This is a genomic window from Sphingopyxis sp. GW247-27LB (assembly GCF_002277025.1).
Classification (GTDB): domain Bacteria; phylum Pseudomonadota; class Alphaproteobacteria; order Sphingomonadales; family Sphingomonadaceae; genus Sphingopyxis.
The window spans coordinates 735606-746665 of sequence record NZ_NIWD01000009.1 but is presented as its reverse complement, the minus strand read 5'-3'; the positions used below and the strand labels follow the sequence as shown (position 1 = coordinate 746665).

Sequence of the window (11060 nt, the reverse complement as noted above, 5' to 3'; positions counted from 1 at the left end):
ATCCGGCCATTATCCCGACTCTTCGGGACCGTCTCACCGATGCAATGCGGAAGTGATAGGACCATGATCGCCAGCCTTCTTGTTAAGGATGCGATGTTTTGCCGGGGTGGGCTCGAGCCCACCCCGGCAAAACATCGTCGCCCGGAGACTTCCCATCCCCCAGCTCTTCTTCACCGAACCCTCTTCCCTCCCCTCCACAGTCGTGATCGATGGACATGTTCATGGCTTGACGCCTGATGAAATCACGGCAGCCGGAAGTTGCGGGTTGGTCGAAGGAATGCCGTTCATCCTGCGCGACGACGGCAGCTATGATCATCACCTCAACCACTTCCTCCGCTCTTGTCCGACAATGGGCGTGCGTTCGCTCAACAGCCTGCGCGCCTATGCGCGCGATATCGTGGTTTGGATGCGGTTCCTGGGGGAGCAGAGGAACGGAAAATCCCTCTGGCAAGCCGATCGCGACGATGTTGCCGCCTTCCATCGCGCCCGACGGCTCTCGGAACCGCCCTATCGTATCTCGGCTGCGTCCTGGAATCGCGCCGTGGCGGCGCTCGACAAGCTTTATCGTTGGGGGCGTGACGAGAAGCTCATCGTCGATCTGCCGTTCACCTATCGCCAGAGCTGGATACGCTCCGTGCCGGACGGCGCGCTCCAGGCCGTATCTGCAAACTGCGCGCGCGAACCCGGAGCGCGCCGCGGCGACATGCGCTTCGTCGATCTTGATCGCTATATGCTGTTCCGGGATGTTGGCCTGCGGGGGCGACTGCCGGATGAGCGTGAAGATCCAGACTGGCGCGGACGCCATGGTGAGCGCAATGCGCTGTTCGCCGAGTTGCTCATCACCACGGGATTACGGTTACAGGAGGCGTCCAGCCTGCTGCTGAGTGAACTTCCGAACCATCGTCTCGATGATCCATCGATCCGGTCGCTGCCCTACCGGCTCGCGGCGGCGACAGCAAAAGGCGGACGTGGCCGGGAAATCCGCCTGCCCGCTCGGTTGTTAAAGCAACTGGGCGATTATGCGCGCGTCGAACGTGAAAACGCCGTGTGCCAGCAGCGGGTTGGCGATGCGAAACGGTCGATCGTGCGACCGATCCTCGCGACGCCTGCTGGCCGGAGGTCGCTCCGTATCATCGACGGCGACCGGGGAACGTCCGTCAGCGTCGATCGCCTATCTCCCGCAGAGCGCGCGAGGCTCGTCGACGCAAATACGCTCGAACCGCTCGCCTTGTGGCTCACCGAAACCGGGGGGCCGATGACCATGCCTGCCTGGGAGGCGGTGTTCATGCGGGCGAGTGCCCGTTGTCAGGCGTTCGGACTCGAGATCGACGTGACCCCGCACATGCTGCGCCACGGCTTCGCCGTTCATATGCTTGCGCTCCTTCTGCGCGAGCAAGTGGCCTGGGTCATCGGGGGAGGCGCCGGAAAGGCAGGCTCGGCCTATCGGCGCCTGATCGGCGATCCGCTACTGAAGCTTCAGCGGCTGATGGGGCACAGCCGGATCGAGAGCACCTATATCTATCTGGATCATCTCGACGAGAGCCAGGCAATCGTCGATGCGGCGGTCGATCAGTGGGGACTGGATCTCGCGCCGGATGATGCGGCGTGAAGCGCGGACACTATGCGCGGTTCCCGGAAGCCACGCCGGCGACCGGCATGGCCGCGACGGTGCTCGATCCGCGCCGGTTCGCTGTTCGGTGCGATGATGGCAGCCAGGTGCTGGTAGACATGAGCGACTGGACGCGTCCTGCTCTCGCTGGCGAGATGGCGATGTTGCTCGAGGAATATGTGCGTCGAATGGGTCCGAGCCCCATCGCGCGTTCGGTACGGCGGAAGGTCCGACAGCTGGGCCAGTTCTGGGCCTTCCTTGATGTAAATAGCCTGCCGGTGGACAAACTCGGCGATGTCGATACGACGCTGATCAACAATTATGAGCTCTGGTTGGAGCGGCATGGCGGCGGGCGGTTCCAGCAGCGCCATCTTCTCGCAACGTTGATCGGGCTCCTGCGCCTCGCGCCGGAGACCCGGGCGGGTACGCTATCGCAAGAGACGATCGCGCGTCTGACCTTTATCGGCCATGGCGAGGCCGGGGTCAGCCGACCGCGCAATGCGTATAGCAGCGGTATCGCGAACCGGTTGCGCGATGCAGCGCGCGTGCAGGTTGATGACGCGCGGCGCCGGATAGCGCTGGGCGATGCGCTACCGCCGACACCGGCGGGGATCAAGATCGGCAGCCGCCTCCACGAGCATTATATCGCGGTGATCGATCAGATCGTCCGGTTGGGACAGGTCGGCACGCGCCGCAGGGATGTGGCGCGCTTCGTCCAGCTCGCACAGTATCGCAAGCTCGATAACCGGATGGAGGCGCTGCATGCCGGCTTCTATCTGACCCGGCTCGACCTCATTGCGTTCATCGTGTGGCTCTCCCTCGAGATGGGCATGGAGATGGAATGCCTGCTGCGGCTGAAGGCGGACTGTCTGCGCAATCCGGCCAAGGGCTATGTCGAGATCGAGTATTACAAACGTCGCGCGCGTGGATCGGAGTGGAAACGACTCCGTGTAAGGGATGGCTCGAGCGGCACGCCCGGTGGAATGATCAGGCTGGCGATCGCGCTGACCGAACGGGCCCGTGGGCACCTGGGGACCGATCGGCTGTGGGCGATCTGGACCATCACCGGGCTTCGGCTGCCGAGCGATGATGGACCCCAAGGGGTGGAGGTCTTTGTCGGTCACCACCAGTTGCTCGATGATGACGGCGCGCCGCTGCACCTCTCGCTGTCGCGCCTTCGCAAGACCAACAAGGCCGAATGGTATCGCCGAACCGAAGGGCAGCTCGAGCACTTCGCCGTTGGGCACTCAATACCGGTAGCGGCGCGGCACTATGCCGAGATCCCGGCGCTTCGGCCGATCCATGAGCGGACGATCGCCGAGGCCCTCGGCGATGCGCTCGAAATGGCGTTGAGGCCGACCATCCTGTTGCCGATCACCGATGACGATCGGCCTGATGCTCACGGGCAAAGCGTGAAACCCGCGAAGAAGAAGTCGTCCGTTGAGGATCTCTGGCTTGCCCGCTGCGGCAGCTTCTTCGAAAGCCCGTTCGGTTCGGCGGGTGAGGCATGTCCGACGCCCTTCTGGGGGTGCCTCGAATGCGAGAACGCCGTGATCACGGCCCGCAAGCTGCCTGCGCTCGTCGCCTTCCAATCCTTCATGGCCGATCAGCGCGGGGCGCTGGATGCCGACGAGTGGACGAGCAAGTTCGGGCGGGCATGGTGGCGGATTACCGGCCAGATCCTGCCCGCCTTCCCTGCGGCGCTGGTCGAGGCGGCTCGCATCGAGGCTGAATCAGCGGGTCCGGAGCTGCTCTATCTACCGGTGGAAGTGAGCGCCCGATGAGCGGGGTCGAACCTGTCCTTGCACCGGGAGTGTCTGCGATACGATCCTCCGATGATGTGGTGCTGGCCTCGATGGCGCTGAAGGAAGGCGTCGATCGTGAAGCGCTATCCCGGTTCCACGAAGATGTCTGGGACCTCGACCCTGCGATCTTCCACGTCACCGCACGCAACGCGTTCCGCACCATCGACTTCGGCGGGATCGCCTGTCCCATCGAACGTCTGACCGCCAAGGAATATATCTATGCGTGGCTGAACGAGCTGCTCCCGGATCGGGCGGGCCGGCTACGGCCGCTCGCGACGCGCGCCGCGCTGGCGACGCTCTGCCGGTTCATGGCGTTCGTCCGCGAGCGGACTGGGCGGTTCGATGCCGACGCCATCGACCAGGCCATGCTCGACGCATATCTTGCCGAACAGAATGCCCGAAACGTGCAGCCGAGCCGGGTAGCGGAATGCCTGAGACCGATCGTCCAGCTTCATCGCCTGGCGCCCTTCCTGACCCATGGCGGGCTCGGCTTCGTACCTTGGCACGGGCGGGCGATCTTCACTGTCGCTGGCTGCAAGGGGCGCGCCTATGAAAATGTGACGCCGCGCATCCCCGAGCCGGTGATCGGCGCGCTCGTACGCTGGTCGCTTAAATATATCGATGTCTTTGCTGCCGACATCTTTGCGGCGCGCGCCGAACTTGATGCGCTTGAAAAGGCTTATGCCGAGAGGCCGAAGCGCTGCGGCAGTGGCAGTGTAGCAGAGAAGATGGTGAGATGGATCGAGAGGCGCAGAAACGCCGGACGCGGCGTGCCGGTATGGACTGAGCCGAGCCGGATCGGAGGGCTTTGCGATGCGATCTCGCGCTCCAGACGGAACGGCGGCGATGTTCTGAACATACAGCTCATCGCACTTCAGAGCGGGCTTCATCCGACCAATATCTGCGAGAACGGCGAGGCCAACCGGCTGCTAAAGGGCGCGGTTTACGAACTTGGCCTCGAGCGCGGCGGCATGGATACGCCGATCACGATCGATGCCGATAGCGGCCGTGCCTGGCGCGAGCGGTTCGATGCGTTCGCGTTGATCCGGGAGGAGCGGCATCTTCAGACGGCTGCCTACATCCTGTGCTCCTATCTGACCGGCATGCGTGACAGCGAGGTCCAGGCCATGCGTCCGGGCTGCGTCAAGCGAGCGATGAGCGCCGACGGAATGATCGAGCGTCTGGCGGTCCAGAGCATCATCTACAAGGGGCGCGGAGCGCGCGGCGAGATCGAGGAATGGGTGACGATCGCACCCGTCGCACGCGCCGTGGAGGTCGCGGAGCGCCTCGCCGCCCGCCATCGTGCACCGCACCAGCATGACGGTCTATGGGTCGTCCTTGAACGGGGCACCGCCATCCAGCGCGGGCTCTCGCATATCGTCAAACAGATCAACCGGTATCGCGAGCATCTCGATGCGCACTATGGCTCCGGCGATGCACCGATCGTTCCCCTTGTCGATGAGCAGATCTGGGTCTTCAACACGCGTCAGTTCCGGCGCACGCTTGCCTGGTACATCGCCAACAGGCCGTTCGGCGTGGTGGCCGGAAAGATCCAGTACAAGCACGCCTCCGTCGCGATGTTCGACGGCTATGCCGGCGCATCCGCCTCCGGGTTCCGGCAGGAGGTCGAGCAGGAACGCGCGCTTGGCCAACTCGACGATATCGTCGCGCAATATGAGGCATATCGTGGCGGCGAGAGGCTGGCAGGCCCTGCGGGCGGGCGTATCGCTGCGGAAATGCTGCGGGTGGAAACCGCAAGTGATCTGCCGGGCATAGTGGCCGACGAGAAGCGGGTGAAAGCAATGCTCGCCCATCTTGCGCGAACACTGCATGTAGGCGTCCTCAATGACTGCTTCTTCGATCGCGCGACCGCCCTGTGCCTGAGGAGCTCCGACGAAGGGGCCGCCCCGCGGCTATCGAACTGCGCACCGGATCGCTGTCCGAACTCCTGCATCACGAGCCGTCATGTTCCGGCATGGCAGGCCGCCATCGATGATGCCGACGCGATGTTGAAGAACAAGCGGCTGTCGACGGCGCAGCGCACAGCCATCCGTGAGGATCGGCACCGCATGCGCAGGGTGATCGCGCCTCTGACGGAGCCGGCGTCATGAAGCCGGTCAGCGCCGAGACCGAACGCAGGTTGCGTGAGGCCCTTGCCCGCTTTGTGGCCGGCGGCGCAATCGCCACTGGTGGTCGGCTGTCGATCGCGAATCTGGCGCGAGAGGCGGGCGTGAGCCGCGCCACGGCAAACAGGGCGGTCGCGGTGCTGGCAGAACTGCGCGAGGCTGCCGCGCTGACTAAAAATGCCTCGCCTCGACCGGTCCAGCGCGGCGAGAGCGGCGAGCAGCAGCGGCGCGCGGACGAGAATATCCTCGCTCAACACATCCAGGTGCGTGCGCTGTTACGCGGCAAGGAGCATCGGCGCGCGGCCAACATCGACAACGTCGTGCCCATCGTCCGGCGATGATGCAGCTGGCTCTGGCGCGGGGGTTGGCTGCTGCGCGTGCATCCAGTCCGCCGCCTGTTGCGCCTTGCTGGCGGCCGTGAAGATGGCGCGCGGGTCGTTCTTCAGCACCTCGAGCCAAGAGGCAATGTACGCCGCATGATCGGGGCGCGGATGGTGAGCGATGCCAAGATCGGCAAGCACGAGGCCGCTCAGAATCTCCACGCAACACTCTTCAGCCGCATAGGCGGCGGAACCGAAGCGGCCAGAGAGGTCACGGTCGAGGCGATGCTTAGCCCCCGAGGCGTGCCCGTTCTCATGGAGCCACACGCCGTAGAATGAGGCCGCATCCCGGAAATACTCGAAGGGCGGCATACATACCGTGTCAGTCGAAGGCCGATAATAGGCCTCCGAACCGCCGAAGATGGTCGTGATGCCAAGGTTGGTGATGAAGGCTTCAGCTTCGGCATGGCGTGCCGTCTCCGGGAGCATCGTCACCGGCGGCGACTCATAGCCATCGACCTGGGCCACGTTGAACACCGAAAACGCGCGAGCGAACATCTTGCGATGGCCGTTCTCACCTTCATCCCGTTCGTCATCCCCAGCGGAGGCGATCTGCTTCCAGAAGACCACGGTCGTGGCATGCTCGCCCTTGCGAACCTGCGCGCCGGTCTCGGACCACTGACGATAGGTGCCCCAGAGGCCGTCACTGTAGCCGCCCGCCATCGCGGCGACCCACAGCGCCACGGTATTTATGCCGCGATAGCGCTTGGCCGAACTGACGTTGGTTGGGCGCGCAACGCTGGTACCGTGGTGATGCCACGGCGCGCGCCAGTCGCCGGGCCCGTTCTCAATGGCAGCGATGATCTCCGCGGTAACGCGTGTGTAGACGTCAGCGCGGTCGCCAGCCTGCTTACGATATGCCATGTGAAAGCTCCTCGAGATCACGCGAGCACGCTTCGGCATCGCCCAAATGAAGGGGCGTCCGGCTGCTCAGCGGTGCGATGAATGGATCAGTGAACCGTCGGTGAGACAGGTTGACTGTTCAGATAACGGCCATAGTCNCGATATGCCATGTGAAAGCTCCTCGAGATCACGCGAGCACGCTTCGGCATCGCCCAAATGAAGGGGCGTCCGGCTGCTCAGCGGTGCGATGAATGGATCAGTGAACCGTCGGTGAGACAGGTTGACTGTTCAGATAACGGCCATAGTCGGGACCGGTCACGGCGCGAAGTTCCAACCTTCCGTTATCGGTTTCGAGCGTCTTGATCTGCTCGGCGCGGTGCGAGGTCAGCCCGTACTGCAGGTTGATCGCGGCGAGTGGCGCGGGAAGCTGACGCAAATAGGCCGCAGGTGCCCCCACCTGGCTGGCCAGCTGACCGAAGCTCCAGTGGGTCGGCGTGACCGGCGCATCCGCGCCGGGCAGGATCAGCGCAAGGCGTTCGGGATCGTTGCGGCTCGCCTCGACATGGATGAGCGCAGTTTCGACCACCCGGGTCCGGCTGCGTTCCGATCGGCCTCGCACCGAGCGAGCCAGGTCGCCCAGCGACAGGAAGCGCTCATCGTCGGGGCGCGAAAACCACTCCGACGAAACCCGGCCAATCCGCTGACCGCGTGAGACATCGACCTTGTATCCGCCACTCACGTCGCGGCGAGCATCGAGAACCTGCATATTCATGGGAAAACCTCCATGACGGGCGGCCGGGAGCCTCTCTCTCGACCCTCATCCCGTCACGGCGCAGCCCGCCAACCTCTCACTCTAACCTGCTCATGCTCCAAGTCGCGCGAGCGGCCAGCGAGATTGCCAAACGAAGAAACTGCACCCTGAAAGGAGGCGGGGTCGCTCAACTGCTCATGCAGGCGGAAAGCCGGGGCTTGTCGGCTTTCATCGCATGCGAATGAAACCATGACCGCCGATTCAGAGTGCGTGTGGGGCCTTCCACATCAAACTTCGCGCCCTCAGGAGCAGGCCGGTCGGCCCTGCGGGACAGAGCGCGTCATCAGCCCCGCTCCGATTCTCGGGGCGTTGCGGGGTGCCCCCGCAGAGGTGGGTAACTTGGAGACCGCTTGCGGGCTGCATGCAGGGAGGAAGCCTCCTCCCTTTTACTCATGCTTCGAATATGCCAGCCAGGACACAAAGCAGAATCGGCCGGTAGCATGGTGACCAAACACGCAGATTAGGAATGATTATGGCAGTAAATGAAGCCGCCAATCTGGGATCTGCGATCAAAGATGCAGCTTTCGCTACGGAATACGTTCTCGTCGAAGCAACAGTTCAGACACGCGACGACGGATCCGTACCAATGGTAATATTGAGCTCCGATGACGCGGTCAGAGTGATCAGCGCCCATGCGCCGCGGATCATCTATCTTGTTGAGCAGGTTTTCGACCTTGCTGGTGAGATCGAAACTGCGCGGGATGAGCTTGACGATATTGGCGTCGAACGCTCGCCCGACCACCTTAAGGCTGTGCATCGCCGTTTTGCCTCATTTGACGGGCAAATTGGCGCGACAATCGCGAGTTTCATGATTGATGGGGTACTTCATACAGCGGTTGCCACCTCCGCTTGGCACGACGAGTTCGGCGAGGCCGTCGAGACAATTCTTGAAGGTGCCCGCGAGAGAGCCAGAGTCGGCCAAGTCTCGAAACATTCGGAAGAGGCCAAGGCGATCGAGCGCAAGGCGTTGGTCCTGGTAAGACACCCATCCTTCAACCATGGACGGGTCTCGTTCGACAAGCGCATGGCACTGGCTGAAACACTCTTTCAGGATAACCCGCACATCCTTTCTGAAGTTACGCGGCGAGCGGAGAACCTGTTTTGGCTGGAGCAATCCGGCGTCAAGCTTGAGGAGGTCTGATCAGGGCTGACCGAACAGCGTGGACGCAGCCAGATGCTGGGCTAGGCCGCCGCTCGACCGCCATCTTGATCGCGATTGTCATTTGCCATGAGCGGCTTCCTCGACGCCCCTTGCGACAGAAACGCAAGCAGCCGCTCCTCATCCTCAGCCATCCGATATTTGGGATCGCTAAGGAGGTTCGGCCGTTCTTCTCGAACTTTGGCCGCCCACCGGTCTGTCCGATCATCACGATCAAGGATGCTTTTTGTTCCAAAGGCACGCAGCATGAAACCGTAGGCCAGCAGGAGGTCGGGATGCTGATGAAATAGGTGATGCCCGATTTCTGCGAGATTCTTGTATTTGAATCCGACCGGCTTTCCCGTCTTCGCACTTGCAACCAGATGGACGAGGCGACTGACCTTCATAAGGTCCGGATATTTGCCTTCCAGTCCACAATTTTGGGTTTGGAGACAACCATTTATGGCAAGCCATCCCTTATGGCGGCCCATGTATTCGTCATTATCATCGTCATCGAGAACAAAGCGAAAGACCCGCTCCCGCAGCTCATTTTCAAGCGCGGCCTTAGCTCGTTCCGCAGTTACTTGCTGGGCGGCGATTCTGGCGGCCTTCTCAGTCTTAATCTGCTCAAGAAGCTTCGCAGCCTCGACCTGATAATCGAACGCCACGACCGTTTGCAAATCGACATCGACCTTGAGCTCGTCCCAGCAAACGAGGCGTTCGACCCACTCGTCGACAATCCGATCCCCGTCGATGACCGGCTTGCGATGCCAGCATTTCAATATGAAGGTGCTTGCGGACTCGGACGCTGCGGCTGTGATTTCATCGACAACAAAAATGTTGGAATTGTTACCGAACAGAATGTCGTCATCGGTCATGCGGCGATAGTTGGGATGAAAATTCGGCAAGACCCAGACCAGTGCTGCGCGTTCCGAGCGATAGAACTCCCTCCGGCTGAGCACGACATCCAAGAAGGTGGTGCTCAGCTGAACTTCGAAGGCCAGGCGCAAATTTTCCAGGCGGGCAGAGACGTCTGGGCGCCGCAAGCCCGGCAGGCCTTCGCTTGATCGCCAGGTCTTCTCGGAAAGCAATTCCGTAAACCGTGGATCGGCGGAGAGGCTTCTCAAGACAAGCTCTTTGATCCGCTTGTGCGCTTCGCTCTCCTGAGTGCCACGATATTTCATGGCCCTGATTTCAGCCTCGGTAAAGCCAGCGCGCGTGACCGCTGGGCAAGAGCCATCTTCATGCCGATGCCGAAAGAAGAAGCGCTTGCTGGTGCTACACGCCAGATAGACAGGGACGCCACACGTCGCGCAGACCAGTCTTGTCTCGTCGCTTTTCACGAGCGATTTGAGCTTCTGGCGCAGCAGGATTGCCCGCTCGTATCGGAATGCCCGGATAAGGCGCCGAACATCCAGCATGTGACCAGATTTGAGGCTGCGCACCTCATCAATTTCGGGCTTTGTGACCGCTTCGGCCCATGCCAGCGGATCAATGGTTACGTTTCCTGCCATCGTCACCTCCAAACACAAGACGAGCGATCTTCACGCTCGTCAAAACCCTAGCACCGCTCCAACCTTGCTCCCGGCCGATTGAGCCCCCAACGCCGCTCGATGTAGAACTCCAGCGACCTGCGAACCTGAAAGCTCAGAACATCTTCAGTGAAGCCGTATTCAAGCCGGACAGCGGCCTTCTGCTCGTCCGACAGGCCGCTCAGAGGCCTAAGCCGGATCTCAACCAGCTCTTCCCAGTCAGCGTCTTGCGGGAGCTCCTGGCCGATCGGTGCGATTGAAAAGCTGCTGTCAGGCGACACCCGAACTGGCAGGTAGTCGCGCCATTCCTGATGGTGGAAACTCCACGCCCTGACATGCAGGCGCTCTCCATCCGATGCGAAGTTTGCAGGAGCAACCCACTGATTTTGACGCAGGCCGCTCGACATTGAAACATAGTCGATCTCGATCTTCAGTCGCTGCTCGATTGCCTGATAGAGATGGCGCATCACAAATGGCGGGCACTGCCGCACGGGTGATGGCAACAAGGAGAAGCCGTTGGATGCAGGGCTTCTGACAAGCTCATCCGGCGAGCCGGCTTCGTATGCGAATGGCAATCCTCGGTGCTTGCTGTCAGCAAGGTAACATTTGCGGACCGCGTCATACTTGGGTTTTGGTTCAGCTACCCGCTCCAGATACTCCCTGAAATCGATCGCGGCCTGGGGCGAGGAGATACCGAAGCGCTCGATCAGGTCCTTGCGGTTCACCTGCCCGCGCCACGTCAGGCATTGGTCAAGATAGACCAGACGGGCGAACATCGCAGGCTTGAGGGTGGGATCGTTCATTGGGGCAAACGCT

At 61.9% G+C, this 11060-nt stretch carries 8 protein-coding genes and 1 pseudogene; 5 read left to right on the top strand and 4 right to left on the bottom strand.

Annotated elements, in window-relative coordinates:
* Window positions 1-277 precede the first annotated feature (277 nt).
* The 4 genes from CD928_RS15870 to CD928_RS15855 are packed head-to-tail and all read left to right on the top strand — an operon-like array spanning window position 278 to window position 5881.
* The gene (locus CD928_RS15870; RefSeq protein WP_217983775.1) at window positions 278-1609 is read left to right on the top strand and encodes a site-specific integrase; all 1332 of its coding nucleotides are present in this window, start codon (window positions 278-280) and stop codon (window positions 1607-1609) included.
* Entirely contained in the window at window positions 1606-3393 is a 1788-nt protein-coding gene (locus CD928_RS15865) for a hypothetical protein (protein WP_095388027.1), read from the top strand. Before CD928_RS15870 ends, CD928_RS15865 begins: the two co-directional genes overlap by 4 nt.
* Window positions 3390-5525 (top strand): hypothetical protein, encoded by a 2136-nt coding sequence (locus tag CD928_RS15860; RefSeq protein ID WP_095388026.1) that lies wholly within the window; start codon window positions 3390-3392, stop codon window positions 5523-5525. The genes CD928_RS15865 and CD928_RS15860 overlap by 4 nt, the downstream gene beginning before the upstream one ends.
* Window positions 5522-5881, top strand: a complete 360-nt coding sequence (locus CD928_RS15855) for a hypothetical protein (RefSeq protein ID WP_095388025.1) — start codon at window positions 5522-5524, stop codon at window positions 5879-5881. The genes CD928_RS15860 and CD928_RS15855 overlap by 4 nt, the downstream gene beginning before the upstream one ends.
* Here the strand turns inward: CD928_RS15855 and CD928_RS15850 are convergent.
* Window positions 5816-6784 carry an ArdC family protein gene (locus tag CD928_RS15850; RefSeq protein ID WP_095388024.1) on the bottom strand — a complete coding sequence of 323 codons (969 nt, stop codon included), beginning with the start codon at window positions 6782-6784 and terminating at the stop codon, window positions 5816-5818. The genes CD928_RS15855 and CD928_RS15850 overlap by 66 nt on opposite strands.
* A gap of 274 nt (window positions 6785-7058) precedes the next feature.
* Window positions 7059-7535, bottom strand: a pseudogene (locus tag CD928_RS15845) (DUF932 domain-containing protein); the annotation flags it as partial.
* Between the two features lie 511 nt (window positions 7536-8046).
* On the opposite strand from CD928_RS15845, the gene CD928_RS15840 reads away from it, so the two are divergent.
* Window positions 8047-8715 (top strand): hypothetical protein, encoded by a 669-nt coding sequence (locus CD928_RS15840; RefSeq protein WP_141237170.1) that lies wholly within the window; start codon window positions 8047-8049, stop codon window positions 8713-8715.
* A 41-nt stretch (window positions 8716-8756) separates the two neighbouring features.
* Here CD928_RS15840 and CD928_RS15835 read toward each other — a convergent pair whose 3' ends face one another.
* Both CD928_RS15835 and CD928_RS15830 read right to left on the bottom strand, forming a co-directional pair.
* Window positions 8757-10226 (bottom strand): DUF6035 family protein, encoded by a 1470-nt coding sequence (locus tag CD928_RS15835; RefSeq protein ID WP_141237169.1) that lies wholly within the window; start codon window positions 10224-10226, stop codon window positions 8757-8759.
* A gap of 47 nt (window positions 10227-10273) precedes the next feature.
* A complete protein-coding gene (locus CD928_RS15830) occupies window positions 10274-11047 on the bottom strand; it encodes a hypothetical protein (RefSeq protein ID WP_095388020.1) in 774 nt (257 codons plus the stop codon).
* Window positions 11048-11060 lie beyond the last annotated feature (13 nt).